At 31.7% G+C, this 26,236-nt stretch carries 25 protein-coding genes and 1 pseudogene; 18 read left to right on the forward strand and 8 right to left on the reverse strand.

Going from position 1 to position 26,236, the window contains the following annotated elements; translation table 11 throughout:
• The first annotated feature begins 25 nt into the window (after positions 1 to 25).
• Positions 26 to 2,290: a restriction endonuclease gene (locus tag ACPWTF_RS20235; protein ID WP_427872699.1), complete on the forward strand. Its 2,265-nt coding sequence runs from the start codon at positions 26 to 28 to the stop codon at positions 2,288 to 2,290.
• 208 nt (positions 2,291 to 2,498) lie between these two features.
• Here the strand turns inward: ACPWTF_RS20235 and ACPWTF_RS20240 are convergent, their stop codons facing one another.
• Positions 2,499 to 2,813 carry a hypothetical protein gene (locus ACPWTF_RS20240; protein WP_427872700.1) on the reverse strand — a complete coding sequence of 105 codons (315 nt, stop codon included), beginning with the start codon at positions 2,811 to 2,813 and terminating at the stop codon, positions 2,499 to 2,501.
• A gap of 192 nt (positions 2,814 to 3,005) precedes the next feature.
• Between ACPWTF_RS20240 and ACPWTF_RS20245 the strand changes: the two genes are divergently transcribed.
• From ACPWTF_RS20245 to ACPWTF_RS20255, 3 genes are all read left to right on the forward strand, one after another.
• Positions 3,006 to 3,419, forward strand: a complete 414-nt coding sequence (locus tag ACPWTF_RS20245) for a helix-turn-helix domain-containing protein (RefSeq protein ID WP_427872701.1) — start codon at positions 3,006 to 3,008, stop codon at positions 3,417 to 3,419.
• Between the two features lie 203 nt (positions 3,420 to 3,622).
• Positions 3,623 to 4,066 (forward strand): hypothetical protein, encoded by a 444-nt coding sequence (locus tag ACPWTF_RS20250; RefSeq protein ID WP_427872702.1) that lies wholly within the window; start codon positions 3,623 to 3,625, stop codon positions 4,064 to 4,066.
• 104 nt (positions 4,067 to 4,170) lie between these two features.
• On the forward strand, positions 4,171 to 5,742 hold the full coding sequence (locus tag ACPWTF_RS20255; protein ID WP_427872703.1) for a T9SS type A sorting domain-containing protein: 1,572 nt from the start codon (positions 4,171 to 4,173) through the stop codon (positions 5,740 to 5,742).
• A 94-nt stretch (positions 5,743 to 5,836) separates the two neighbouring features.
• On the opposite strand, the gene ACPWTF_RS20260 is transcribed toward ACPWTF_RS20255, so the two are convergent.
• The gene (locus ACPWTF_RS20260) at positions 5,837 to 6,223 is read right to left on the reverse strand and encodes a flagellar motor protein MotB (protein WP_427872704.1); all 387 of its coding nucleotides are present in this window, start codon (positions 6,221 to 6,223) and stop codon (positions 5,837 to 5,839) included.
• Positions 6,224 to 6,472: 249 nt separating this feature from the next.
• Here ACPWTF_RS20260 and ACPWTF_RS20265 point away from each other — a divergent pair, with 249 nt between their 5' ends.
• The gene (locus ACPWTF_RS20265) at positions 6,473 to 7,009 is read left to right on the forward strand and encodes a hypothetical protein (protein ID WP_427872705.1); all 537 of its coding nucleotides are present in this window, start codon (positions 6,473 to 6,475) and stop codon (positions 7,007 to 7,009) included.
• Positions 7,010 to 7,123: 114 nt separating this feature from the next.
• Positions 7,124 to 7,657: a Hint domain-containing protein gene (locus ACPWTF_RS20270; RefSeq protein ID WP_427872706.1), complete on the forward strand. Its 534-nt coding sequence runs from the start codon at positions 7,124 to 7,126 to the stop codon at positions 7,655 to 7,657.
• A gap of 66 nt (positions 7,658 to 7,723) precedes the next feature.
• Here ACPWTF_RS20270 and ACPWTF_RS20275 read toward each other — a convergent pair whose 3' ends face one another.
• From ACPWTF_RS20275 to ACPWTF_RS20290, 4 genes are all read right to left on the reverse strand, one after another.
• The gene (locus tag ACPWTF_RS20275; RefSeq protein ID WP_427872707.1) at positions 7,724 to 8,110 is read right to left on the reverse strand and encodes a secretion protein; all 387 of its coding nucleotides are present in this window, start codon (positions 8,108 to 8,110) and stop codon (positions 7,724 to 7,726) included.
• 364 nt (positions 8,111 to 8,474) lie between these two features.
• A complete protein-coding gene (locus ACPWTF_RS20280; protein ID WP_095929872.1) occupies positions 8,475 to 8,876 on the reverse strand; it encodes a DUF3244 domain-containing protein in 402 nt (133 codons plus the stop codon).
• A 501-nt stretch (positions 8,877 to 9,377) separates the two neighbouring features.
• Positions 9,378 to 9,782 carry a T9SS type A sorting domain-containing protein gene (locus ACPWTF_RS20285; RefSeq protein ID WP_427872708.1) on the reverse strand — a complete coding sequence of 135 codons (405 nt, stop codon included), beginning with the start codon at positions 9,780 to 9,782 and terminating at the stop codon, positions 9,378 to 9,380.
• A gap of 798 nt (positions 9,783 to 10,580) precedes the next feature.
• On the reverse strand, positions 10,581 to 10,946 hold the full coding sequence (locus tag ACPWTF_RS20290; RefSeq protein ID WP_250835333.1) for a T9SS type A sorting domain-containing protein: 366 nt from the start codon (positions 10,944 to 10,946) through the stop codon (positions 10,581 to 10,583).
• Positions 10,947 to 11,396: 450 nt separating this feature from the next.
• Here ACPWTF_RS20290 and ACPWTF_RS20295 point away from each other — a divergent pair, with 450 nt between their 5' ends.
• From ACPWTF_RS20295 to ACPWTF_RS20305, 3 genes are all read left to right on the forward strand, one after another.
• Positions 11,397 to 12,269: an AraC family transcriptional regulator gene (locus ACPWTF_RS20295; RefSeq protein WP_095929875.1), complete on the forward strand. Its 873-nt coding sequence runs from the start codon at positions 11,397 to 11,399 to the stop codon at positions 12,267 to 12,269.
• Positions 12,270 to 12,433: 164 nt separating this feature from the next.
• Positions 12,434 to 13,303: an alpha/beta hydrolase gene (locus ACPWTF_RS20300; RefSeq protein WP_427872709.1), complete on the forward strand. Its 870-nt coding sequence runs from the start codon at positions 12,434 to 12,436 to the stop codon at positions 13,301 to 13,303.
• 295 nt (positions 13,304 to 13,598) lie between these two features.
• Entirely contained in the window at positions 13,599 to 13,922 is a 324-nt protein-coding gene (locus ACPWTF_RS20305; RefSeq protein ID WP_427872710.1) for a hypothetical protein, read from the forward strand.
• Between the two features lie 76 nt (positions 13,923 to 13,998).
• Here ACPWTF_RS20305 and ACPWTF_RS20310 read toward each other — a convergent pair.
• Positions 13,999 to 14,972 (reverse strand): annotated as a pseudogene (locus ACPWTF_RS20310) (TerC family protein).
• Positions 14,973 to 15,257: 285 nt separating this feature from the next.
• On the reverse strand, positions 15,258 to 16,274 hold the full coding sequence (locus ACPWTF_RS20315; protein ID WP_427872711.1) for a glutamine synthetase beta-grasp domain-containing protein: 1,017 nt from the start codon (positions 16,272 to 16,274) through the stop codon (positions 15,258 to 15,260).
• A gap of 430 nt (positions 16,275 to 16,704) precedes the next feature.
• Between ACPWTF_RS20315 and ACPWTF_RS20320 the strand changes: the two genes are divergently transcribed.
• From ACPWTF_RS20320 to ACPWTF_RS20360, 9 genes are all read left to right on the forward strand, one after another.
• The gene (locus ACPWTF_RS20320) at positions 16,705 to 18,894 is read left to right on the forward strand and encodes a glutamine synthetase III (protein ID WP_250835337.1); all 2,190 of its coding nucleotides are present in this window, start codon (positions 16,705 to 16,707) and stop codon (positions 18,892 to 18,894) included.
• 406 nt (positions 18,895 to 19,300) lie between these two features.
• The gene (locus tag ACPWTF_RS20325) at positions 19,301 to 20,149 is read left to right on the forward strand and encodes a hypothetical protein (protein ID WP_427872712.1); all 849 of its coding nucleotides are present in this window, start codon (positions 19,301 to 19,303) and stop codon (positions 20,147 to 20,149) included.
• Between the two features lie 62 nt (positions 20,150 to 20,211).
• Positions 20,212 to 20,736, forward strand: coding sequence for a hypothetical protein (locus tag ACPWTF_RS20330; RefSeq protein ID WP_427872713.1), 525 nt, complete (start codon positions 20,212 to 20,214; stop codon positions 20,734 to 20,736).
• Positions 20,737 to 20,742: 6 nt separating this feature from the next.
• Entirely contained in the window at positions 20,743 to 21,138 is a 396-nt protein-coding gene (gene csgH / locus ACPWTF_RS20335; protein ID WP_427872714.1) for a curli-like amyloid fiber formation chaperone CsgH, read from the forward strand.
• Positions 21,122 to 21,469, forward strand: a complete 348-nt coding sequence (locus ACPWTF_RS20340) for a CsgE family curli-type amyloid fiber assembly protein (RefSeq protein ID WP_427872715.1) — start codon at positions 21,122 to 21,124, stop codon at positions 21,467 to 21,469. The genes csgH and ACPWTF_RS20340 overlap by 17 nt, the downstream gene beginning before the upstream one ends.
• Before the next feature lie 16 nt (positions 21,470 to 21,485).
• The gene (locus tag ACPWTF_RS20345) at positions 21,486 to 21,890 is read left to right on the forward strand and encodes a curli production assembly/transport component CsgF (RefSeq protein WP_250835341.1); all 405 of its coding nucleotides are present in this window, start codon (positions 21,486 to 21,488) and stop codon (positions 21,888 to 21,890) included.
• A gap of 1 nt (position 21,891) precedes the next feature.
• On the forward strand, positions 21,892 to 23,253 hold the full coding sequence (locus ACPWTF_RS20350) for a CsgG/HfaB family protein (RefSeq protein ID WP_250835342.1): 1,362 nt from the start codon (positions 21,892 to 21,894) through the stop codon (positions 23,251 to 23,253).
• Between the two features lie 57 nt (positions 23,254 to 23,310).
• A complete protein-coding gene (locus ACPWTF_RS20355) occupies positions 23,311 to 24,795 on the forward strand; it encodes a carboxypeptidase regulatory-like domain-containing protein (protein WP_427872716.1) in 1,485 nt (494 codons plus the stop codon).
• Between the two features lie 154 nt (positions 24,796 to 24,949).
• Complete coding sequence (locus ACPWTF_RS20360; protein ID WP_427872717.1) at positions 24,950 to 26,128, forward strand: AIR synthase related protein; 1,179 nt, start codon at positions 24,950 to 24,952, stop codon at positions 26,126 to 26,128.
• Positions 26,129 to 26,236 lie beyond the last annotated feature (108 nt).

Genomic DNA, 26,236 nt, shown 5'->3' on the forward strand with positions numbered 1-26,236 from the left:
ATAATCTAAAAGCTTAAAAAAAATTATGACGGATTATGATTTATTAGTGCTTTCTCCTAGTGAATTTGAGGATTTTTCTAGAGATATTTTACAAAAGAAAAATAATTGTTTTATTGAATCATTCAGAACTGGACGTGATGGAGGTATTGATTTAAGATATACTACTGAGGAATCAAAAAATATAATAATTCAGGCTAAAAGATATTCTTCATATTCAAATTTGTTAAGTAATCTTAAGAAAGAATTTTCAAAAGTAATAAAATTAAATCCAGATAAATACATACTAACCACGACAGTGGATTTAACTCCAAATAATAAAGAAGAAATTATAGAAATATTTAAACCTTATATAAAAAGAACAGAAGATATTTTAGGTAAAAAAGATTTAAATAATCTTATTTCTATTTATAAAGAAATTGAAAATAAATATTATAAGTTATGGATTTCAAGTACAAATATTCTAAATAAAGTTTTACACAGTAAAATTTATAATCAGACAGAATTTGAACTTGATGATATAAAAAGTAAAATAAAGCTGTATGTACAGAATGATAGTTTCAATAAAGCATTAGAAACTTTAAATAAGCATCGTTATATAATCATTTCAGGAATTCCAGGAATAGGAAAAACTACTCTCTCCAGAATTTTAATTGTTTATTTATTGGCAAATGAATTTGAAGAATTTGTCTATTTAAGCGATAATATTGATGATGGCTATAAATTTTATAAAGAAGATGCAAAACAAATTTTCTTTTTTGATGATTTTCTCGGTAAAAATTTTTTTGACGCAAAGGACTTGCCGAAAAATGATGAAAAAATTGTTAAATTCATTCAGAAAATTAAGCACTCTTCAGATAAGGTTTTGATTTTTGCTACGAGAGAATATATTTTAAATCAAGCAAAATTATTTTATGAGTCTTTTGAAATTAGTAATATTGAAATCGCTAAAAGCATTTTAGATTTATCGACTTACACTTCAATAATTAAGGCTAAAATACTATATAATCATTTGTATTATGGTAAGATTCCAAATTTGTATATTGAAAATTTATTAAAAAATGGAAATCATCATATATTAATAAATCATAAAAATTATAGTCCTCGTATTATTGAAACGATTATTAATAGAAAGCTATGGGAAAATTGTTCGCATGAACATTTTTTTGAAACTATTAAAGATTTTTTTGATAATCCGCAAAGTGTTTGGTTATATGCTTTTGAAAATTCATTAGATAAATTTTCTCAATTTACTCTCATAGTATTAGCAAGTCTCGGTACACCAGTACTTCTTACAGATCTTGAAAAAGCAATGAAGGAATTTTCTCTTGTAAATAGCACATACTTAATTAGTTTTGATTCTATAAAGTTTAATAGATCTATAAAAGAATTAGAAAATACATTTATAAAAACAAATGCAGATTCATTTGGTATTATAGCAGTTGAATATCAAAATCCTTCAATTTATGATTTCATCATTCATTATTTGAAGGGAAAAACAGATATAATTGAAAGTATTTTAAAATCTTCGCTTTTTATTGAACAGTTTTTTACAATCTTTTCAACAAATAATTATAAAAAGGAGAAAATTAAACTTAATAAAAGATTAGTTAATTCTTCAATGTTACGAATTTGCGAGGTAGGACAAAATCTTAAAACATCAAATCTTTCTAGATATGTAATTCATGATAAAATACAGTACGGCATCATTGATAAATTTATTTTTAAATTTTTAAATGATATTAGAGAAGAATTTTTAGAATATAGTTTATTAGCGGAAGATTATATTTATGAAAATTTTCAAGAAAATATTTATAAGATTAAATCACTATCTTATTCTGAGAATCACAATTATCTCGAATTATTGGAAAATTTAAGTTTGGAAAAATTAGAAATAAATGAAGAAAGGTTGATTGATACATACTTGGAGACTTTGTTTTGGACTGATGATATTGATAATTTTGAAAGATTTGAAAGTATTTTTCCAAGAACATTTAATGATACTATTAATACCAAAGAATTTGTGGCTAAAATTACAGAGATAATCGATTATGAAAATGAAAATGTTGAATTTGAGAGCCTCGTGACATTAAAAGAAAGAGTAAAAGAATTACAAGACAGATATTCTATTGATTTTAGAGATATACTTGATGAGCTAGATTTAAAAGCTGAAGAATTAGAAAATGATCCAGATAGTAGGGTTAATACAGGATCGGGTAGTAATTATAAAGATGAAAAAAGTAAAATTGATAAGAAAATTATTGATGAGATATTCAATAGTTTAAGAGAATAATTTTAATACAAGTTGTAAATAAGGTAGTCATAAAATGATAAGTAATGCACGAGCGAGACGCTCGCGCCAGCAAATAACAAAAATCCAATTGTCAAATATAGCCCGTGGTTTCAACCACGGGTACACAATGCGAGCAAAACAAATATTGCGTTCCCGTGGTTGAAACCACGGGCTATGTTTATACCGCTTAGGAATAGCAAGGAGAAAATTATTCAACAACCTCCCCAACAAACCCCAAAAACTCCATTTCATCCATAGGAAACAAATGCAGAACCGTTTCTAAAACTAGAGAAACATTAATAGCAGAACTATTATCTTCCTTAGAAAAATTATGCATGTCGTTATCAAGCGCCAGAATGCATAACTTCAGTAAATCGGTAATGAGACAGCCGAGTTCTAAATAATTGACCACTTTAAATTGTGCGGTATAAGAATTGGCTTCATCGGTTGGTTGTAGCGTTGTAAAATACTGGGCAGTTAATTTTTGCAGTTTTTGTAGCTTTTCTGTTTGGTTCGTTTCCATAAGGCGTATATTTTAAATGATTTACAATTTGACTTTTATAAAATTATTATAAGAAAAATTGTACTTTTGTTTGATTCGGCGAAGGAAGAAATAGATTTTGCTGTACGAAATCATTTTTTACTGTATCGCACGGCAAAAAAATCTGTTTTTTACATTTTACCGATTTTGACACTTTATTATTATCTTTGAATTATGAGCACACTAACAAAACCAAATCATATAGGGCGAAAAATAAGCCGTATTCGTGAACTTCGAGATATGAAGCAGGAAGCTTTGGCGCAAGCTTTAGGAACAAATCAACAAGCGATTTCGGCTATGGAAAATAGCGAAACCATTGATGACGAAAAACTTGTTGAGGTGGCAAAAGCACTTGGTGTATCGGTTGAAGCTATCAAGAATTTTTCGGACGAAGCTGCAATTAATTATTTCAATAGTTTTAATGAAGCTGTTCATAATAGTCATTTTGGAAATAATAATCATTGCACTTTCAATCCGTTAGATAAATTAATGGAAACGGTAGAAGAAAATAAAAAGCTTTACGAACGTTTGCTTCAAGCAGAAAAAGATAAGATCGAATATTTAGAAAAATTGCTAAATCAGAAATAGTAAATTTTATATAAAAGAAAACCTCTCAGAAATGAGAGGTTTTTTATTTTACAAAAAAAATATCGTTTTACGGCTTTCCTCAATTTAGAAGATATTTGTTTGTATATATTAGCAATCAGAAAGTAGAGATGAAAAGCTTTCGCCGAAAGGCAAATAAATTATAAAAACCAAAAACTATATCTAACTTCAGAAATTAATTTTAAATGAAAAAAAGCATTTTTATTTTAGGATTGCTATTTATTACAAGCTTGAGTTTTAGCCAGACAAAGGTTAAGCAAGATATAAAAGCAATTAATAAGGCGGAAAACAAAACTTATGACCCGAAACTTTTTGGATGCTGGAAAGGCTCTGAAATGGGACAACAGCAAGAAGGAGTAAATAAATATTGGGTGTCATGTCGTTTTGAAAACGGAACAAGTGTTTTACTTTTTGTTGCGATGTACGAAAACGGTAAAGTCGATCAAATTACTGAAAATGGTAAATGGTGGGTTGAAAACGGAAAGTATTATGAACTACATAACTATGATGGCGTAATAGATGTTTATGATTATCAAGTTACAGATCAAGGCGTTAATTTCCAGTCTATTGAATTAATGGGAAAAAAGGACAATACTTATAAGTTTACCGATTATAAAATATCGGATTAATTGAAATGATAAGGTTGTGATTTAAATAAAAGATCTTTCTGAATAGAGAGTTTTTTTGTTTATTGATTTTGACTTTTATGAAGAAAACTTACTAAACAAACCGAATGAAAACAAAACTACTTTTATTTTTTATACTTTGTATTTTTACCGAAACCAATGCTCAGCAAAAAATATATGATTTTACGAGTTATCCATTAGGTTTTCAAAAAATTAACGATAAGCTGATATTCGAAGCAAGTGAAGCTGATACTGGTCGCGAAATATGGCAAAGTGATGGAACTACTTTTGGTACAAAACTAATAAAAGATATATATTCTGGTCCAGAATTTTCTATCGTAGGGACACCTGGAAAAGGTACAGTACTAAATAATAATTTCTATTTTATTGCTAAAGATGAAAGTTCTTCTGGAGAGATATGGAAAACCGACGGAACGGAAGCTGGTACTGTAAAAGTTACAAGTTTTATTAATGGAAGAACTTCAAAGCTTACAGCTGTTGGCAACTTAATTTATTTTTTAATTAAGGAAGATGATAAGCTGCAAGTCTGGAAAACCGACGGAACGTCAATGGGTACAGTATTGGTAAAAGATAATTTACCTATTTGGAATACTCCGACGTTTCAAGGTAAATGCAATAGTACTTTTATATTTACGTTTCAGCCTCCAGGTACAAGTAATTCTAAAGTATGGAGAAGTGACGGCACTTCAGTTGGGACATTTCCGATAACAGGTTTAATAGAAGGAAATGGATCTGATAGTGTAGGTTCATCGGGTCTATCACAATATATAGAACACAATAGTAAATTGTACTTTGTTAGTAGATTATATCTGCATGAAACAGATGGAACGCTTGAAAATACAAAAACAATAGGAGAAGTTTGGAACGCCCAACAATATTGGGTTGACCATAGTAGTGTTATCGAGGCAAATAATAACTTGTATTTTATGTTTTTTTCTGACGAGTTAAATAAACTTTCAATATGGAAATTTGATTCGGTGAATAAAAATGTAACTGAAATTTACAGAAAAATTAGTAGTTATTATTTTCCTCCGTCAAATTTTACAAAAACGGACAACTCGCTACTTTTTGCTTCACCAGACCAAATGGGAGGCACATCTTTAGTGTCTTTAAGCCTTACTGATTACACAGAAACAAATTTAGGAGAATTATCGAAGGGTATACCTAAATCTTCTATGTTCATTGATTTTTTAGATTCTTCTATTTTTTTCAAAATTAACGATAATCAATATTACATAGCATCAGTAGATCAAAATCGATCTACTAAAGGATATATTTTTGATTTAAAACTAAATACTCTAAAGCAAATTAGCGCATTGGATAAGGTGCTAAGTTTCGTTTCTTACAATGATTATTTATATTATGCAAAAGATAATACATTATGGAAATATGCTAATAATTTAAGTATTCAATTAATAGAAAATAAATCGCCTTTAGTTTTTTATCCAAATTCATCAAGTGATTTTATAAATGTAAAAGCTGAAAATGATGTTAAGATTGAAAATTTCCAAATTTTTGATTTAAATGGAAGATTGATAATTAGTGAGGAATTGGGTTTAAATGATAAAATTGATATATCTAAATTAAGCCAAGGAGCCTATTTATTGAAAGCAAAAGTTAATGGAACTTTTATTTCTAAGAAAATAATTAAAAAATAGATTTCTAGAGTTTTCATCACTAATTATGGAAAAGGGTTATAAAACAAAAAAACCTCTCAGAAATGAGAGGTTTTTTATATCCATTCAAGTTTTATTAAACTTTACTTTTTATAGAAGTTTTCGATTTACGCTTTAATTTTTCGATAAGAGCATCGGCTTTTTCGTTTTCAGAAATAGAGCGTAACGATTCTGCGTAGCGGTAATAATAAACAGGATCCAAATCTGTGGTTAGAGCGAAGAGTTCGCTGTACCATTCGGCTGCTTTTTCTAGTTCGCAATTAGAATACGATGAATTTCCTAGTTTTTGAAACAAGTCTACAGATTTGTAGCCTTTTGCAGCAACCTTTTCGTAGGTTCTTATAACATCGACATAGGCATATTTTTCGCCGACTTTATCGGTTTTATAAAAGGTTTCGTTTTGTGCAGAAGCACGAAATGAAAATACGATAAACAATACTAAAATAGCTAGTTGTTTTTGCATAGGTTTAGTTTTGGTTGTGGTATTTAATCGTATTCTTAATTGTTTTTGAAAATCTTTTTTCGCCGCAAAAACAGCTTTAAACAATTATAAACTTTAAAATTCTGTATTTATTATATATTTAATGCGCTTTTTGATGTACAAATATATGGAAATCAAGGATGTGAACTGCATTTTAACGATGTTTGTTCAGTTTTGTCGATTATATGCCATTTTTGTAAATAATTGATTTTATATGATTTATATATTTTTTTGAATGAAAAACGATTTTTAAAACATAGTTTTTCCTTTACAGAAAAAATATCATTTAACTTTATATCACTTAAGGTTTTCAAGATGACAATACAGGAATATTTAGATAAAATAGAGGTTTTACAAAACGAAAAAAATAAGATTGTATATTCTGATAATGCTGATTTGGAGCTATACATTCAAAAAATAAAAAACGAAACGACAGAACTGTCTTTTACTCTTACTGAAATATTTCAAAAGTCAAATTCTAAAATGACAATTATAAATAAGGATGTATTAAAAAGGTTTTCAAATCATTTAGGTTTGTTTTTTTTAGACGAACAAGAATCTGGAAATGTATGTTTTGCTAATAGTGATGAGGTAAGATCAGAATATAAACAGAGTTTCAAATTAATAGATGTGCTAGATTATATTTATGCTTTTGGACATTCTACTGCTTTTGAAGAATCTCAAAAAATAATAATCATATCAGAAACAGATCTTTTTTGGAAATTGGCAAAAATAGGTTCAAGTTTAAGAGAAAGAACAATCCGCTAAGGCTTTAAATAAATAACTTAAAATAATTACTTGTTGCTTAAAAACAGGTATTTATACTTTAACTAGTGATTTTTTTACAGTGTATTTTTGGTTGGCACTTAAAAACATAAAACTATGGAATCAGGTTCTAATCAATTATTAAACGATTTAACCCTTAAATGTACGGCAGGGGGCACTAGAATTGCTACTTCTTCAGGAGAAAAAGCTATCAGTGATTTGCATAAAGGAGACTCAGTTCTGGCATTTTCTGTAAAATTAGATTCAGGCAAACTTGAATTATCTTCATCAGAAGCAAAAGTTATTTTTAGCGATGGTATGCAAGGGCAAAGTAAAGCACTTTATATCACTTTTGGAGATTATAAAGAAATTATTTGCACTCTCGACCAACCCTTTTTACTTAGAAATGGCAAATATGCTAGAGGTTCACAATTGAGGCCAGGAACAGAGCTTGTTGATGGGCAAGGGAATCCTGTTGTTGTTAATATTATTTCAATGGGAACTTATCAAGGAATGATTAATAATATTGCTGTTGGTGATTTTAATTTTACTAGTCCTAATGGCCATTTATTGTTGGCTCAAGGAATTATAATAGGAGATTTTGCGTTTCAATCATCTTTTGATTCTCTTCCTGATAATTTAAAACAATAAAAAAGAATATATAAAAAAGCAGCTCCTGGTACGGGCTGCTTTTCTAATTCTTTTGGGGGCAAAAAATTAACGACGAAAAGATGGACTCTGGTTAACAGATTGGTCTAACTTTACAGTCTTCACTTTTTTAGCAGCGACTTTAATTTCGTGTTTCGCAACTTTGTCGTTTGCTTTCACTTCAAGAACATACGTTCCAGCAGGAAAACTTTCTAAACTAATTGTTTTAGAAACTTCTAATTTGTCTGCTGCAGATTCTCCCGCATAAAGTAAATTGTGATTTTCGTCGTAGATAGAGAAAGATGCATTTTCTACAGTGCCTAAAGTAAAGCTAACTACTTTTCCATTTCCTGTTTTGATATTTAAAATGTAATCACCTTTTCCATCAATGGCGTAGGTAAACACAGTCGCTAAAAAAAAGGCAGCAACTAAACCAGCTTTGGTAAATTTTGTCATGTTTTTTTTAAATTGTTAATTACTAAATGTGGAACGCGTAAAACTACAAATACAAATTTAATTTTTAGCAATAAATTAGCATTTTTAAACGCTTAAGTTATTGAATTGTAATTATTTCGGTATTTTGTTTGAACTATGTACGTAAATACTGGGCTTTTGGATTTATTTTCAGAAAACATTTTTTAACACTTAAAAATCAAAGAGTTGAATTAATAAGAATAATTTTCAGAAATTTTCTGTTTCATCATCTGTTTTAATCTTTAAACAAAAAAAAAACAGCTCTGTAACCACCACGAGCTGTTTCTTATAAGCGAAATTTTTAAATTTTCTAACCTCAATTTATACCTTTTTGAAGTATAAAATTTTAGCGTGTAGCAACACTAGTGTTTTTAGCAAAACCAGATTTGTAAACAGAAGAAACTGCATTTCTCGATAAAGATGCATTATCTCCTATTGTGATTTCATATTTTACTCTTTTTACACTGTCTTCTACTTCTAAATAGTAAGTCCCCTCAGGAAATTCTTCTAGACTGAAAGTTCTTAAAATTCCATCTTTTCCAGATGCGCTTTCAGAATAGATTAAAGTTCCGTCCTTGTCATAAATAGCTAAATTGGCTTTCTGTACTTTGTTAAGTGCGAAAGTGATCAGTTTTCCATTAGCTTTTAATACATGAAGATTAAAATCTCCATTTCCATCAATTGCGTAAGTGCTTATTCCTGTGAAAAGCAACGCTGCTACTAAACTCAATTTTGCAATCTTTTTCATGGTACTTAGTTTTAAATTAATAGTTCTAATTCTCTGATGCTAAATTACTTATGTATTGCATGAAAAAGCGCAACTGTATTTTCCTATTTCTATGCTATATTCTCATTTACGAAACCGTTATAGGTTAAAACGTGAATTATTTTTAATGTTTTTGTTAATTCAGTTATTATTTTTCAATGTTTTGCTTGATTTTAAGTTTACAGTGGGTTAAGGATTTATTTACAAAAACGAAGTGAGTTTTTTAACCGCAAAGTGCGCAAAGATTTACGCAAAGTACGCTAAGAATTATTATACAAGGTTTATAAAACGAAAAAGTTCGCAAAGCTTTGTGGAAAAAACTTTGCGAACTTTGCGTAAATCTTTGCGAGCTTTGCGGTTAAAAACTTTGTGGTAAAAAAAAACAGCTCTATAACCACAAAGAGCTGTTTTTAAAACTTTTGAAAGTTTTTAACTTACTAACTATCTAACCTCACTTTTATACTTTATGAAAGCATAAACTTTTTAGCGTGCTGCCACGCTTGTATTTTTAGCGAAACCTTCTTTGTAAACAGAAGAAACTGCGTTTTTAGATAAAACAGAAACTTCATCCGTTATAGTGATTTCGTATTTTGCTTTTTTTGTATTGTCTTCTACTTCCAGGAAGTAAGTTCCTTCTGGAAACTCTTCTAGGCTGAAAGTTCTTAAAATCCCGTCTTTACCTGAAGCACTTTCAGAATAAATTAAAGATCCATCTTTATCGTAAATTGCTAAGTTGGCTTTTTGCGTTTGGTTAAGACCAAAAGTGATTTGTTTACCATTAGCTTTAATTACATGCAGGTTAAAATCTGCTGTTCCATCAATTGCATATGTGCTTATTCCTGTGAAAAGCAATGCTGCTACTAAACTCAATCTAACAATCTTTTTCATGGTATTTAGTTTTAAATTAATAGTTCTAATTCTCTGATGCTAAATTACTTCAGTTGTAAGTAAAAAATCAATACTATATTCTCCAATTTATATGCTATATTCTCATTTACGAAACCGTTATATGTTAAAATTTGAGTTATTTTATACTGTTTTTCTTGATTTGGCTATTATTTTTCAACGTTTTTAATGATTTTTAATTTACATTGAGATAACGATTTCTTTAAAAAATGTAGGAATTATAAAGATGCTAAGGTTCTAAGATACTGAGATTCTAAGTTTTTATTTGGATTGTGCCTTTGCGGTAAAAAAACTGCGTGAATTTAACCGCAAAGTGCGCTAGGATTTTTAGTATGAGGGGTTATAAAAAACGCAAAGTTCACAAAGATTTTTGGAGTAAATTTTATAGAATAAAAAAATTCGCAATGCTTTATCCTAATATAGCTTTGCGAACTTTGCATTTATATTCATGATCTTTGATGAAAAAACTTTGTGAATTTTGTGTGACCTCTGCGGCCTTTTGCGTTAAAAAAAAGTTTACGTGAATTTGACTGCAAAGCTTTGTCAAAAATAAAGTTTGCGAACTTTGCGTAAATCTTTGTGTCTTTGCGGTTAAAAATCTTTGCGGTTGAAAACTCAAAAAGTAAAGAGCAAAAAAAAACAGCTCAGTAACCACAAAGAGCTGTTTTTAAAACTTTTGAAAGTTTTTAACTTACTAACTATCTAACCTCACTTTTTATACTGTATTAGAGTATAAAGTTTTAAGTGCCGTGAAGAATTGCACTTAACCTTAATATTTTCTTAGTTAACAGAAACTGTACCTTTTGAAGACAAAACAGAACTATTAGCGTCAACAGTGATATCGTATTTTACTTTTTTGAAGCTGTCGGCAACCTCTAAAATATATTTTCCTTGAGGAAATTCTTCTAAACTGAAAGTTCTTAAGATTCCGTCTTTACCAGAAGCATTCTCAGTATAGATTAAAGTACCATTTGTATCATATATACTAATAACTGCTTTTTGTAATTGATTAATTCCAAAAGCAATTACCTTGCCATTTCCTTTTAATACATGAAGATTTAACGCTTCATTTCCATCAATTGCATATGTACTCATTCCTGTTAGAAGTACTGCAAATACTAAACTTAATTTCATAACCTTTTTCATATTCTATAGTATTAAATTTTTTTCGTTCATTTCTCTGATGCAAAGTTATAGCAGCATGTGTGGTATTTTAACATCTATATTTTCCAATTTATATGCTATATTCTCATTTACGAAACCGTTATATGTTAAAATTTGACTTTAATGTTGTGTTTTTGTTAATTTGATTGTTTTTATTCAAAGTTTTTCAAAAACTGAATACTTCTTAAAATTTCTATTTTTCTTACAAATTTTAACATATTGGTATAAAATCGTGTTTTAAATAAGATAAATAGAAAAAAAGTAAGGAAAAAAAATAAGACCCTAAAAAAAAGGCGAATTTGATATAAAATCTTCAGCGTTAAGAACGTTATTTTAATGTAAAATTCGCATTTACGAAACCGTTATAGGTTAAAATTTAAATTATTTTAGGTGATTTTGTTAAATTTGCTATTATTTTTTAAAGAAATTATCATGAAGACTATTGCCCCAGCTCTTGAAGTGATAACTAACTCATACGGAAGTTCTTTTACCTACGCTAAACACGCCGAAAAGACCAATAGCAAAGCTCATTTATGGCACTATCATCCAGAAATTGAGTTGGTCTATATAAACGGTGGGGCAGGAAAAAGACAAATAGGAAGCCATGTTTCTTATTATACCAATGGTAGTTTACTTTTAATAGGAGCTAATTTGCCGCATTGCGGTTTTACAAATGAGCAAACAGGAAATACAACGGAAACCGTTATCCATATTAAACCTGAATTTTTAGGAAGCGACTTTTTTGTTGCGCCCGAAATGAAAAAGGTGCAGAATATTTTGAAACAAGCTAAAGGCGGGATCGCTTTTGGAGGTGAAACGAAAAAACGTATCGGAAAGAAAATTGAAATGATGGAGAATGAACCGCCATTTCAAAGACTTATAACGCTTTTGAGTGTTTTAGACGAACTGGAATCGGCTGAGGAATATACCATTTTAAATGCCGACGGATTTTCGATGGAATTGCAAACTCAAGATAATGACCGTATGAATGTGGTTTTCAATTTTGTAAAAGACCATTTTCAGGAATCTATTTCTATAGATGAGGTTTCGAGTCTGGTAAGTATGACTACGCCTTCTTTCTGCCGTTATTTCAAGAAGATATCCAATAAAACATTTACTGAGTTTGTAAATGAATATCGTCTCGTGCACGCTTCAAAACTTTTGGCAGAACAGCCAATGAGTATTAATGAAGTTTGCTACGAAAGCGGATTTAATAATTTCAGCCACTTTAGTAAATCGTTTAAACAATACACCGGTAAAAGCGCTTCGCAATACCGTCATGAGCATAAGATTATAATCAGCTAGTTTTTAGCTTGAGTTTTTTTAGCCACGAATTCACGAATTTTATTTAATATTAATTCGTGAATTCATGGCTATCTTTTTTTACTCCAAAGCAAGTGGGATTTTTCATATATTTTATTCTGAAAAAAGTTATATTTACAAACCCTAATCAGAAAAAAAATATCAAAATGAAGAAATTTAAAATGCTATTGTCTGCATTTTTGCTTTGTCTTACCACCATGACATATGCTGCAAAAGTAGACACACTACAAGTTGCCAGTACCGCAATGGGAAAAACCTATAAAGCAGCGGTAGTTTTACCAAATTCTTATGCTAAAAGTAAAACGGCTTTTCCTGTAATGTACCTTTTGCATGGTGCATACGGACATTTTAGCGACTGGCTTAAAAATACTCCAAACAAAAAACTGGTTCACAATCTGGCTGATCAATACAATATGATTATTGTAATGCCAGAGGGGGAAACGTTTAGTTTTTATATTGATAGTCCTGTAAATAAAGAAAGTCAGTTTGAGACTTTTATTGCACAGGAAGTAATTCAGAAAGTAGACAAAACCTATAAAACAATTGCCAACAAAAGTGGTAGAGTTATTACAGGTTTATCCATGGGCGGACATGGGGCATTGTATCTGTCTGCCAGACACCCAGATTTATTTTGCGCAGCAGGAAGCATGAGCGGAGCAGTAGATATGAGTACGATGCTTAACAGAGATTCCTCAGCGCAGGTTGTAAAATTGATGCAGCCCGTATTTGGAGACAAAAGCGGTAATACGGAATTGTACGAACAAAATTCTGTTTTAAGAATGGCCGATAAATTAAAATCGAATAAGCTTCCGTTAATAATAGATTGCGGTGTAGACGATTTTTTAATTGAGCCAAATAGAGAATTGCACAGAAGATTGGTTTATAATAAAGTTGACCACGATTACACAGAACGTCCAGGAGCTCATACTTGGGATTATTGGGAAAACTCACTTCCGTATCACGTATTATTTTTTAATAAAATACTAGCTAGAAATCAGGTGACTGTGAAAAAATAAGGACATTTTTATGGTAAAATAAGCCAAATCACTTTTTTTGGTTTAATTTTTGGAATACCTTTATATATAATCCTTAAAAAAAAATAATTATGAAAAAGATACTTACCTTATTTGCAGTTATCGGTTTAATTGCATTTTCTAGCTGTGAAGGGCAGGAAGGCTTCCGGGAGTTCCAGGAGTTCCAGGAGAATCAGTAGCTGCTGAAGTTATTGATGTAAATAATGTCTCATTTGATGCCAATGGAAATGGTGGTGTTAGATCTTTTGGTTTTACACTTTTTCCAGGTGATGTAGTTTTGGCTTACAGAGCAGATGGAGTAAGTGCAGGACGTACTGTTTGGGTACAGATTCCAGAATCACATTATTACAATGATGGAACTTTATTTTTTACTTACAAATTTAATTTTACTCTAGTTGATTATGAACTTTATCTTCAAGGTTTTGAATTAAATGAAGTGCCTGCTGATTTAAGAACTGGACAAAAATTCCGTATAGTAGTTGTACCAGGTAATGATCCTGTAAACACTAATAAATCTGTTAATAAGCCAGATTATTCAGATTATTATGCTGTAATTAAAAAATATAACATTGATGATAGTAATGTTAAACAAGTAAATTAATTTTAAAATTGATTTAGAAACAAAAAAGGAAATCCTAAGATTTCCTTTTTTTTATGAATATATGTTTTAAAACTAATTATTCTTCGCTTGACGAATCATTTAAAACCTTTTCTGGTCCAGAATTTAAGAGAAACTAAAATTCCTACTAGAAGAGATAAGGCGATAAATCCTAAAGAAGCCCATTCTGGAACGTGGAAGAAATCGTGTAAAAGCATTTTTAATCCAACAAAAGCTAAAATTGCTACTAAGCTGTATTCTAAATAACTGAATTTTGCTAACATATTTGCTAAGAAGAAGTACATAGAACGTAATCCAAGAATGGCAAAAATGTTTGAACTGAATACTAAAAACGGATCTTTGGTAATAGCCAGAATTGCAGGGACACTGTCTACGGCAAATAAAACGTCCATTACTTCAATAACAATTAAAGCTACAAATAGTGGAGTGGCTGCTTTTTTTGCCGTTTTGGTCGAAATGAAAAACTTCTCACCATCTGTTTCTGCTGTAATCGGCATAACTTTACCTAAAGCTTTATAGATAAAAGAATCTTTTGGATGAAAATCTTCTTCTTCTCCAGAAAAAAGCATTTTTATCGCGGTAAATATTAAGAAAACTCCAAAGACATAAGTTGTCCAAGTAAATTTATTGATCAGCATTACACCAAAGAAAATCATTAATCCGCGGAAAACAATAGCGCCTAAGATTCCCCAGAATAAAACACGGTGCTGATATTTTTGTGGAATTTTAAAAGAAGCAAAAATAATAGCAATAACAAAAATATTGTCAACACTCAAAGAGAGCTCGATTAAATAACCCGTAATAAACTTCATTGAAGCAACGGCTGGCTTCAAATTATCCGGATTATCAATATAGTCTGTGGTGTATAGCCAATAAATTACTCCCGAAAACAGGAATGATAAAGTAACCCAAACCAAGGTTCGATTTGCTGGCTTCTTTTGTGCTAATAATATGGGGTGTTTTGTTGAAGACACCTAAATCTAAAGCAAGAATAAAAACTACAGCAAGTAAAAAGAGTGACCAGACTATCATAATAATTTTTTTTAATGATTTACAAAGATAAGTTTTGATGTTTAACTTAATTAATTTAAAAATTAAATTAACCCTAAAATTAAGTAATATTTGTTATTTGTAAAATGTTAAGTGTTATAAAGTTATGAGGTTTAAGAGTGAAAATAGGTGATGTTGAAACTTTGTCAAAGTTTAAAACTTTGACAAAGTTGGCAGATAACTTATGATTTAAAGCTCTCGGGTTTAGTATAAAAAAAATGCCAGCAAATAATGCTGGCATTTTTAGAATATAATTTAAGCTTAAAATTATAGCGCTGATTTAACAGTTTTGATAATTCTAGCAGCAATTTTGTAAGGGTCTCCGTTTGAAGCTGGTCTTCTGTCTTCCAACCAACCTTTCCATCCTTTTTGAACAGTCATTAAAGGAATTCTGATAGAACATCCTCTGTCTGAAACTCCATAAGAGAAATCGTGAATAGAAGCAGTTTCGTGTTTACCAGTTAAACGTTGGTCGTTGTAAGCTCCGTAAACTGCGATGTGCTCAGCAGTAACAGGACGGAAAGCTTCGCAGATTCTTTCGTAAGTTGCTTGGTCTCCACATGTTCTTAAAACTTCGTTAGAGAAGTTAGCGTGCATTCCAGAACCATTCCAGTCTGTATCTCCTAGAGGTTTTGGGTGATATTCAATATAGTAACCATATTTCTCAGTCAAACGGTCTAATAGGTAACGAGCAACCCAGATTTCATCTCCAGCTTTTTTAGCACCTTTAGCAAATAATTGGAATTCCCATTGTCCGCAAGCAACCTCTTGGTTGATTCCTTCAAAGTTGATTCCAGCAGCGATACATAAATCAGCATGCTCTTCAACTAATTTTCTTCCGTGTGTGTTTTTTCCACCTACTGAACAGTAGTACATCCCTTGTGGAGCAGGGTATCCTCCAACTGGGAAACCAAGTGGAAGTTGGGTTTTAGTATCCATAATGAAATACTCTTGTTCGAAACCAAACCAAAAATCATCATTATCATCATCAATTGTAGCTCTACCGTTAGAAGGGTGTGGAGTTCCGTCTGCGTACATAACTTCAGACATAACTAACCATCCATTGATACGAGTTGGATTTGGATAAATTGCAACAGGAACTAAAAGACAGTCAGAAGAACCACCTTCAGCTTGTTTAGTTGACGAACCATCAAATGACCAGTTTCCAAGTTCTTCTAATGTTCCTTTGAAGTTTTCGTGTTCTTCAACTTTAGTTTTACTTCTAAGATTTTGAGTTGGTTCATATCCATCTAACCAAATGTACTCTAACTTAATTTTAGCCATAATAATATAAATTAATTTTTTTGTTTTTTTTCGTTGGGTCAAATATAGATTTATTTTTTTAGTCCTAAAAATTAGGGGGCTATTTTGTTTTGCGAAGTATAATTTTTTGGATAAGCGCAATTTTGTGAGGGGTATATTTTAAAAAAAGCAATTTTAGTAAGCTTAAAAAAATAAATTCGTAATAATTACGGCTCATTTTTGAATTTATGAGTTAAGAAATTATGAAAAAATGTTTATTTAATCAATAATACCGTACAGTTTTGTTATATTTCTACGATTTGAATTCATTATTCTTTGAAAAAAGCATTTTATGTTGAAAAATCATTGACTAAAAATCTATAATTTATATTCTAAACAGGCTTATTTATTGTTTATATTTGTTGCTTCTTTTTTTAATGAAAATTAGTACGAATTTAAAATATACATAACCATGTCAACATTACGTTTCCAAGCTTTACAACAAGCTTCTAACAGAAAGCCGGTACATTTTGAAGAAATTGGCCGAAAATCAAATCTTTTTGGTGCAAATGTGTTTAATGAAAAGGCAATGAAGCAATTTTTAACTTCAGATGCATTTAAAGGAGTAAGAGATGCCATCCAGCACGGAACTAAAATCGACAGAAAACTAGCAGATTATATTGCTATGGGAATGAAAGAATGGGCTCTTTCTAAAGGAGTGACTCATTATACGCATTGGTTTCAGCCTCTTACTGGAACAACAGCAGAAAAACACGATGCTTTTTTTGAAACTTCTTATGACGGAAGCGACCCTGTAGAAAAATTTGGAGGAGCACAATTAGTGCAGCAAGAGCCAGATGCATCTAGTTTCCCGAATGGTGGAATTAGAAATACTTTTGAAGCAAGAGGATATACTGCTTGGGATCCGACTTCTCCAGCTTTTATATATGGTACAACTTTATGTATTCCAACCGTATTTATTGCTTACACAGGTGAAGCTTTAGATAATAAAATACCTTTATTAAGAGCATTGTCTGCAATTGACGAAGCTGCAACAGAGGTTTGTAAATATTTTGACAAAAACGTAAAAAAGGTAACTGCAACATTAGGATGGGAGCAGGAATATTTCTTGATTGATAAAGCGCTGGCAAATTCTCGCCCTGACTTAATGATGACGGGAAGAACTTTATTAGGGCATACTTCTGCAAAAGGCCAGCAGTTAGACGATCACTATTTCGGATCTATTCCAACTCGCGCGCTTACTTATATGAGAGATTTAGAGCAAGAATGTATGTTATTGGGTATTCCGGTAAAAACACGTCATAATGAGGTTGCACCAAATCAGTTTGAGTTAGCGCCGATTTTTGAAGAAACGAATTTAGCCGTTGACCACAACTCTTTATTAATGGATGTGATGCAGAGAGTTGCAGAGCGTCATGATTTTAAAGTATTGTTTCACGAAAAGCCATTTAAAGGAGTAAACGGTTCTGGAAAACACAATAACTGGTCGTTGGCAACAGATACCGGAGTTAACTTGTTGAGTCCGAGTAAAACTCCAATGAGCAATTTACAGTTTTTGACTTTCTTTATTAATACGATAAAAGCAGTAAACGACAACGAAACTTTATTAAGAGCGTCTATCGCAACAGCAAGTAACGACCATAGGTTAGGAGCAAACGAAGCGCCGCCTGCAATTATGTCGGTATTTATTGGAGCTCAATTAACTAAGGTTTTATCTGAATTAGAAAGCGTAACAACAGGAAAACTTTCGCCAGAAGAAAAAACAGATTTGAAATTGAATGTTGTTGGTAAAATTCCAGACGTATTATTAGACAATACAGACAGAAATAGAACTTCTCCTTTTGCTTTTACAGGGAATAAGTTTGAGTTTAGAGCTGTTGGATCCAATTCAAACTGTTCGAATGCCATGACAACTCTGAATGCGATTGTAGCAAAACAGTTAATTGATTTTAAAAATGAAGTAGAGAATTTGATTGAAAATAAAGACATGAAAAAAGACGATGCGATCTTTAATGTCTTAAGAGAATACATCAAACAATCTAAAAAAATCCTTTTTGAAGGAGACGGTTATAGTGAAGCTTGGGAAAAAGAAGCGGCTAAAAGAGGCTTGAGCAATTTTAAAACTACTCCAGAAGCTATTAAAGCTAAAGTTTCTAAACAAGCTTTAGAATTATTTGAACAATTAGGAATCTTTAATCACGTAGAAGCTGAAGCTCGTTATGAAATCGAATTGGAAGAATACACTAAAAAAATCCAAATTGAAGGAAGAGTTTTGGGGGATATTGCGAGAAATCATGTAATTCCAACAGCAATTCGTTATCAAAATACTTTAATTGATAATGTAAAAGGATTGAAAGAAATTTTTGCAAAAGAGTTTGAGGCTTTAGCCAAAGAACAGATTGTTTTAATTAAAGAAATTTCAGGTCATATTGAAGGAATCAATTCTAAAGTATTGGCGATGACTAATGAAAGAAAGAAAGCAAATCAATTGACCGATGCTCAAAAAATGGCAGAAGCGTATTGCAATAACGTAAAACCTTACTTTGATGAAATTCGTAATCACTGTGATAAATTAGAATTATTGGTAGATGACGAAAGCTGGACATTGACCAAATACAGAGAATTATTGTTTACCAAGTAATTATATAGTAACAATTTGTTAAAGCCTGTCTCAAAAAGACAGGCTTTTTTTTGAGATTATAATAAAAAAATGGTTTGCCAAGAACTTTTTTGCCACTTATACCCCCTTAAATGTAAAGAAATTGTAATAAGTATCTTTTTTCCTATGAAAATTTTTAAGCATTTGGGCAGTTCATCGAGATAGTATTACAGTTCATCGAAAAGAGGTTAATATGTTGTAAAATAGGTATTTGTACGTGAACCAATTTTACAGAAAGTTTTCTAATTTTGGTCGTGAAGTTGAGAAAATAAGATTAAAAATCTATTTCAAATGATGTTCTGAAGCCCCCTTCAATTTGCCCCCAAATTGTAAACCTGCAAGTACCTACATAATAATTTGTATTAATAACCAATTAAATATATTTATTATGAAAAAAGTAATTTTAAGCATCTCCGCGATGCTGTTTGTAGGTGTAGCAGCAATTGCTCAGGGAAACACTTCATCAGTAAACCAGGTTGGAAATTCTGACACAGGTATTGTAAATCAAAATGGTCAAACGAATGATTCTAAGATCGACCAATTAGGAGATTCGAACAAATCTGAAGTTTATCAAGGAATTCAGCCAGGTGTTTATAATGCTAAAAATAATGCAGCTGATGTAAAACAAAAAGGAAATAATAATACTGCATTTGCTTCTCAAAGTAACCATGACAACAAAGCTTACCAAACTCAAACAGGAGACTGGAATAAAGCAACAATTTGGCAAGATCAAATCGCTCCTCCAGCATCAGCATTAGGTGGATTTGATAAAGCAACTCAAACACAAACAGGAAAAAACAACGAAGCTATTATTGATCAAGGTACAACAGGAAACGAAAAACCAACTGGAGCTCCTTTCAATGCAGCTCAATTGGCAGCTGTTAATGCTGTGAGTGTGCCATTTGCTCCTCATAACACTAACGAAGCTACTCAAACTCAAAACGGAGATGGTAACTACGCTTATGCTACTCAAGGAGGGGTTAAAAACAAATCATGGCAGACACAAAAAGCTCCAGCTGGAACTTCTGTAGCAGATGGTAACAAATCATACCACTATCAATATGGTAATGAAAACAAAGCTACTACATCTCAAGATGGTACTAAATTGAAAGAAAGCACTTTGCAAATTGGTAACAACAATACTGCAACTGTAACTCAAACTGGTGCTGCTCATAGCAGTGTTGCATTTTCACAAGGTAACTTGAATACAATTACTGTTACTCAATCAGGAATGTAAGAGTAAAAACAAAATGTGATAGCCGTAAAACGGTTATCACATTTTTTAATCTAAATTATTAAATGATGAAAGCTTTCATTTTATACATAATACTTTTGATCTTTTATTGCCCTGTGTTTTATGCTCAGGAAAAAGCAGATAATTCAGAATTTAAAAATTATAGTTCATCGCTTTTTAATTCAAAAGAGAAAGCATTTAGTATTGTTTCTAATTTGAATAAAAAAGAAAAAAACGAATTGAATTCTAGAATTCCATCTGGCGTGCAAATTCAGCAGATAGGAGATTTTAATACAGTTTATGCGTTCTTAAAATCGAACGATACAAAAGTTGCTATAGATCAAAATGGCGATAGCAACGCATTATTGTTAAATAAAAATGCTAAAACAATTACTCAAAGTGTTGTTCAGCAAGGAGACAATAATAAGATTACTGATTTTACATTGCACACTAATTACAATGTAAATATGGAAATGATCCAAAAAGGAGATAATCAAAGCATTCAAAACATTGGAACCAATTCACTGTCCAAAAACATGAAAATTACTCAGACAGGAAATGGGGCCTCAATTATTCTTATAAATAATTAAAATAATATGCATTTTATAAACAGACATATTACAATCTTTTTAATGCTTTTTGCAGTTTTAGCCTACGGACAAGTTCCGCAGGATAAGATAAAAGCAAAAATTGAAATAGAGAAAGTAGAGAACAGCGTAAAAATTACAGGTACTGCAGAGAACTTAACAGATGTTATTCGAAGTGCCGCTTATCGATTGTCTGTTATAAAAAATAATGATAAAAGTAATAATCAATCTAATAATGAGCAAGTTGGTGTTTTTACCTTACAGCCCAACGAGATTCAGAAACTATCCACCTCTCAAATTAATTTGGCCACAGATGACGAAGTAATTGTATTGCTATTGTTTTATGATGAAGACAAACAAATTGTCGCAAAAGATCGTGTGGTATTAGGTGAAAAAAAAAGATAATGTAATAGTCCTTCCTACTGATGGGTTTGTTTTAAGAGGTATTATCACCGATGATACTAAAACAAAAGCAGGAAAAGATTTTTACGATAGGTATTATTACAAATACAATGAAATAGGGATAAACGCCGAAAAAATAGTAACAATAGGTGAAGAATATAGTTTTGCCAGAAATACTGCAATATCTATAGTAATAGATAATGAAGTTATTTATAATTTTCTAATTAGGCCAGACGACGAATTTTTAGATGCGGTTGCAGAAGAAGCTGTAAACGCAACCTTTACTTATTTGAAAGAAAAAGAAAAAGAACGCAAATATTTCACTCAGTATTAATTTTATTATTAGCGCTATGAAATTTATTTTAACCTTCGCAGCAGTACTCTGCATTTCTCCGTTTATAAACGCTCAGGCACTAGTTTATAAACCAGTCAATCCGGCTTTTGGAGGAGACACCTTTAATTATCAATGGCTTTTAAGCAGTGCAGAAGCACAGAATAAGCAAAAAGATAAAACAGCAGTTCCTGCAACACAAACTGATTTAGAGCGATTTAAAACCAATTTAAATTCGCAATTGTTAAGTCAGATCTCTAGCCAGCTTTACAAACAGCAATTTGGTACAGATGGTATCAAAGAAGGCTCTTATACTTTTGGGAGTTATTCGGTAGATGTTTTTCCGTCATCAGATGGATTAACACTTAATATTTTGGATACCAATACAGGAGAGCAAACACAAGTAATCATCCCAAATCAATAACATGCGATTACATCACTACCTATTTATATTATTTGGATTTCTTTTTAATGGCTGCGGCGCTTACTACAATCAACCCACTGGAGTTCAAAAAGCTGTTTTGGGAGAAGGAACGCCTGCGACATCATTACTAAAAGATTTGCCAAAACCTAAGGAACAAGTTGTTGTTGGGGTCTATAAATTTAGAGACCAAACAGGACAATACAAGCCTCAGGAAAATGGAAGCAGTTTTAGTACAGCTGTGACCCAGGGAGCCACTTCTATTTTGATAAAAGCGCTGGAGGACTCAAAATGGTTTATACCAATTGAGCGTGAAAATATTGGAAATCTATTGCAGGAGCGAAATCTTATTCGTGCTACTCGTCAAGAATATATAAAAAATGCTGATCCGAATGAACCGCAACTAACTCCTTTATTGTATGCGGGAGTTTTATTGGAAGGAGGAATTGTTTCCTATGATTCTAATATTATTACGGGCGGATTTGGTGCGAGATATTTTGGTGCAGGAGCATCTGTAAAATACCGTCAAGATCGTGTAACGATTTATCTTAGAATGATTTCGACTTCAAACGGAAAAATTTTAAAATCTGTTTATATTTCAAAAACGATCTTGTCGCAAGCAATCGATGAGAGCCTTTTTAGATATGTCAATTTTAAAAGACTTCTAGAAGTAGAAACGGGATATACTACCAACGAACCGGTGCATATGGCCGTTACAGAAGCTATAGAAAAAGCTGTTGAATCTTTAGTATTAGAAGGAATAAAGGATAATGTGTGGGAAGCTGACGCTCCAAAATGGGAAGTCGATAATTTACTGAAAGCATACGCAGAAGAAACTAAAACTGCCGATGTAACGGGTTTATATGACAGAGTGCTTGAAAATAGAAGAAGTAAATTTGCCATAGAACTTTCTGGCGGTACTACTTTAATGGATGGAGATTATCGAGATCCGCTATTAAGACCTTTTGGACGTGGAGCTTTAAAATGGATGCTTACTCCAAGTTTTACAGTAAGTGCTTCTACCAATGTTGTAAACCTCGCTAACAAAAATTTATTGGATGTCGGCTACATTACCTATGATTTGAATATGGAATGGATCATTCTTCCAAAAGATCGTTTTACTCCATATTTATATGCTGGAGGAGGATATGGTATGAATAGGAAATTTGAAAATACGTACGGAAAATTTCAATACGGTGCAGGTTTAGAATATATGGCATCAGATCGCATAGGAATAAAATTATTTGCTGAGCAGAATATCAATTTCAGTGACAATCTTGATTATATCGTAGCAGGAACACGTGATGATTACTATTATAAATTCGGGTTAGGACTAACGTTTTATTTCGGCAAAAAGAAGAAGTAATAGGTTAGAAATTTCGAAAATAGAATACACACGTTTAAATCTTAAAGCAAGCGAATCATGAAGAATTTATACAAAATAATAAGTGCAATTTTTTTAGTGGTTTTTATTTCCTGTAGTGAAGAAAAAATTGGATCATCTGATTATGGAACCGTTACCGGAAAAGTCGTTAACAGCGAAACTTTTGTGCCGATGGAAAATGTAAAAATAATGTCTAGCCCAACAACTAGTACAGTATTTACAGATGCCGAAGGAAAGTTTACTGTTTCGAATGTAAAAGTTGGTGAATATTCTTTTCAGGCTCAAAAAGATGGCTTTACAGCAAAATTTGAATCAGTCAACGTGACAGCAAATAATACCTCAGAAATTGTTTTTGAATTAAATAAATCTACGGCAAATAATAAACCGCCAACAGTTCCTGTCTTAACAGTTCCTGCAGATAATAGTATAAACCAACTCGTAAATTTAGATTTAACCTGGACTGTTACAGATCCAGATAATGATGCAATGACCTATACTATAACGCTTAGAAATGATAAAAATAGCGATGAGGCTGTTTTTAATGACATAAAAGATAAAAAGTTGACAGTCACAGATCTGATTTATGGAACTAAATATTATTGGCAAGTTACAGTAAATGATGGAGTAAATACGCCTGTATTAAGTACTATCAGCACCTTTTCTACAATAGCATTTCCTGCAACAAGGCATTTATTTGTGAAAAGTATCAGTGGTAATAATGTAATTTTTACTGCAGATGATGCTGGCAAACAATACCAATTGACAAGTTTAGAAAAAAATAGCTGGCGTCCTAGACGAAATAATCAGGCTCAAAAAATTGCTTTTATAGGAACAAGCGGTTCGCAAAATGATATTTATACTATGAATTTTGACGGAACCGATATTAAAAAGGTGACAAGTTCGGTTTCTATTGCAGGATTTAATGCCGATTATTTAGGTTATTCTTGGAATGCATCAGGAAGCGAATTTATCTATCCAAATTTTGATAAATTATACCGAATAAAAAGCGACGGCAGCGGATTAACAAAAATCTTTCAGACTCCAAATGGTAAATTTATTTCAGAATGCGACTGGAGTGCAGATGGAAGCAAAATAGCCTTAAAAGTGAATGATATAAATGGATATAATGTGGAAATTTACGTTATAAATCCGTCGGGCGTAATTGTTACACCTGTGTTGGCAGGAGAGCCAGGTGCCGTTAGTGGTTTGAATTTTTCTGTTTCAGGTCTAAAATTAGTTTACACAAAAGATGTTTCAGGATTTGAGAGTTCAAATTATCGTCAGTTGGATTCTAAAATTTTCGAATACAGTTTTATTCTTGGAAATTCATATCAATTGGCTACAGAAAAAATAGCAGGAACAAATGATTTAGATGTTCGATACTCTCCGAATGAAGCAGAATTAATTTTTCTAAATACTTCAAATGATGGCATCTCTGTAAAAAATGTCGTGAAATGCGGCATTGGAGTTGCGAATTCAAGAACTACCTTATTCACAGGATCATCCATGCCCGATTGGGAATAAAAAATAATAAACCAAGCTTTAATAACCAATTTTATTTCGGGAGATCGGCAGAATATATAATTCTGCCGATTTTTTTATCAATCAAATAATCGAATAAGGCAAAGAATTAAAAAAAGGGATTATCTTTGCTGCACATCAACACAAACTAATTTTCATGAGTTCAGATTCTAGCAAAAGATATGCACAAAGAGGTGTTTCGGCATCAAAAGAAGACGTACATAACGCTATAAAAAATATTGACAAAGGTTTATTTCCGCAAGCATTCTGTAAAATTGTTCCTGATTATTTAACTCAGGACGATGAGCATTGCCTTATTATGCATGCTGACGGAGCAGGTACAAAGTCATCTTTGGCATACATGTACTGGAAAGAAACTGGAGATCTTTCGGTTTGGAAAGGAATCGCTCAAGATGCCCTAATCATGAATATTGATGATTTATTGTGTGTTGGTGCAACAGATAACATTTTACTTTCTTCAACTATTGGAAGAAATAAAAACCTGATTCCAGCTGAGGTAATTTCTGCAATCATTAACGGAACAGAAGAATTAATCAACGAGTTAAAATCATTCGGAGTTACCATTCATTCAACAGGAGGAGAAACAGCCGATGTTGGAGATGTAGTTCGTACTATTATTGTAGACTCTACCGTAACAGCTCGTATGAAACGCAGCGATGTTGTAGACAACGCAAATATTAAAGCAGGAGACGTAATTGTTGGTTTGGCTTCTTTTGGACAAGCAACTTATGAGAAAAGCTATAATGGCGGAATGGGAAGTAACGGATTAACTTCTGCACGTCATGACGTTTTTGGAAAATATTTGGCTAAAAAATATCCAGAAAGCTACGATGCAGCAGTTCCAGAAGAATTGATTTATTCTGGACAGGTTAATTTAACAGATGAAGTTGAAAACAGCCCAATCAATGCGGGTCAGTTAGTGCTTTCTCCAACTAGAACATACGCGCCAATTATCAAGAAAATTTTAGATAAATATACTCCAAATGATATTCACGGAATGGTGCATTGCAGTGGAGGAGCGCAAACTAAAATTTTACATTTCGTAAAAGATTTACACGTTATAAAAGACAATTTATTTCCAGTGCCACCATTGTTCAAATTAATTCAAGAACAATCAAAAACAGATTGGAAAGAAATGTATCAGGTTTTTAACTGCGGTCACAGAATGGAGCTTTACGTTCCAGAAAGTATTGCACAAGATATTATCGAAATTTCGAAATCATTCAATGTTGATGCGCAAATTGTAGGTAGAGTAGAAGCTTCAGATGCTAAAAAGCTTACTATTACAAGCGAATACGGAACATTCAATTATTAAAATAAATTAACCATATAAGTGATATAAGTTCATTTTAAACTGGCAGATTTGATTGTCAGGCTGAGCGAAGTCGAAGCCCTATATTGATTTGACAGCTTTCGATTTCAC

This window comes from Flavobacterium sp. MMS24-S5, assembly GCF_050320125.1.
In the GTDB taxonomy this organism is placed as follows: domain Bacteria; phylum Bacteroidota; class Bacteroidia; order Flavobacteriales; family Flavobacteriaceae; genus Flavobacterium; species Flavobacterium tyrosinilyticum.

Coding starts and splice junctions, on each gene's coding strand:
- ACPWTF_RS20270 (WP_427872706.1), top strand. CDS start 7,124: ATGGAATCAGGTTCTAATCAATTATTAAACGATTTAACCCTTAAATGT.
- ACPWTF_RS20300 (WP_427872709.1), top strand. CDS start 12,434: ATGAAGAAATTTAAAATGCTATTGTCTGCATTTTTGCTTTGTCTTACC.
- ACPWTF_RS20290 (WP_250835333.1), bottom strand. CDS start 10,946: ATGAAAAAGGTTATGAAATTAAGTTTAGTATTTGCAGTACTTCTAACA.
- ACPWTF_RS20325 (WP_427872712.1), top strand. CDS start 19,301: ATGAAAAAAGTAATTTTAAGCATCTCCGCGATGCTGTTTGTAGGTGTA.
- ACPWTF_RS20295 (WP_095929875.1), top strand. CDS start 11,397: ATGAAGACTATTGCCCCAGCTCTTGAAGTGATAACTAACTCATACGGA.
- ACPWTF_RS20355 (WP_427872716.1), top strand. CDS start 23,311: ATGAAGAATTTATACAAAATAATAAGTGCAATTTTTTTAGTGGTTTTT.
- ACPWTF_RS20330 (WP_427872713.1), top strand. CDS start 20,212: ATGATGAAAGCTTTCATTTTATACATAATACTTTTGATCTTTTATTGC.
- ACPWTF_RS20255 (WP_427872703.1), top strand. CDS start 4,171: ATGAAAACAAAACTACTTTTATTTTTTATACTTTGTATTTTTACCGAA.
- ACPWTF_RS20320 (WP_250835337.1), top strand. CDS start 16,705: ATGTCAACATTACGTTTCCAAGCTTTACAACAAGCTTCTAACAGAAAG.
- ACPWTF_RS20280 (WP_095929872.1), bottom strand. CDS start 8,876: ATGAAAAAGATTGCAAAATTGAGTTTAGTAGCAGCGTTGCTTTTCACA.
- ACPWTF_RS20240 (WP_427872700.1), bottom strand. CDS start 2,813: ATGGAAACGAACCAAACAGAAAAGCTACAAAAACTGCAAAAATTAACT.
- ACPWTF_RS20245 (WP_427872701.1), top strand. CDS start 3,006: ATGAGCACACTAACAAAACCAAATCATATAGGGCGAAAAATAAGCCGT.
- ACPWTF_RS20345 (WP_250835341.1), top strand. CDS start 21,486: ATGAAATTTATTTTAACCTTCGCAGCAGTACTCTGCATTTCTCCGTTT.
- ACPWTF_RS20250 (WP_427872702.1), top strand. CDS start 3,623: ATGAAAAAAAGCATTTTTATTTTAGGATTGCTATTTATTACAAGCTTG.
- ACPWTF_RS20260 (WP_427872704.1), bottom strand. CDS start 6,223: ATGCAAAAACAACTAGCTATTTTAGTATTGTTTATCGTATTTTCATTT.
- ACPWTF_RS20360 (WP_427872717.1), top strand. CDS start 24,950: ATGAGTTCAGATTCTAGCAAAAGATATGCACAAAGAGGTGTTTCGGCA.
- ACPWTF_RS20275 (WP_427872707.1), bottom strand. CDS start 8,110: ATGACAAAATTTACCAAAGCTGGTTTAGTTGCTGCCTTTTTTTTAGCG.
- ACPWTF_RS20285 (WP_427872708.1), bottom strand. CDS start 9,782: ATGAAAAAGATTGTTAGATTGAGTTTAGTAGCAGCATTGCTTTTCACA.
- ACPWTF_RS20235 (WP_427872699.1), top strand. CDS start 26: ATGACGGATTATGATTTATTAGTGCTTTCTCCTAGTGAATTTGAGGAT.
- csgH (WP_427872714.1), top strand. CDS start 20,743: ATGCATTTTATAAACAGACATATTACAATCTTTTTAATGCTTTTTGCA.
- ACPWTF_RS20350 (WP_250835342.1), top strand. CDS start 21,892: ATGCGATTACATCACTACCTATTTATATTATTTGGATTTCTTTTTAAT.
- ACPWTF_RS20315 (WP_427872711.1), bottom strand. CDS start 16,274: ATGGCTAAAATTAAGTTAGAGTACATTTGGTTAGATGGATATGAACCA.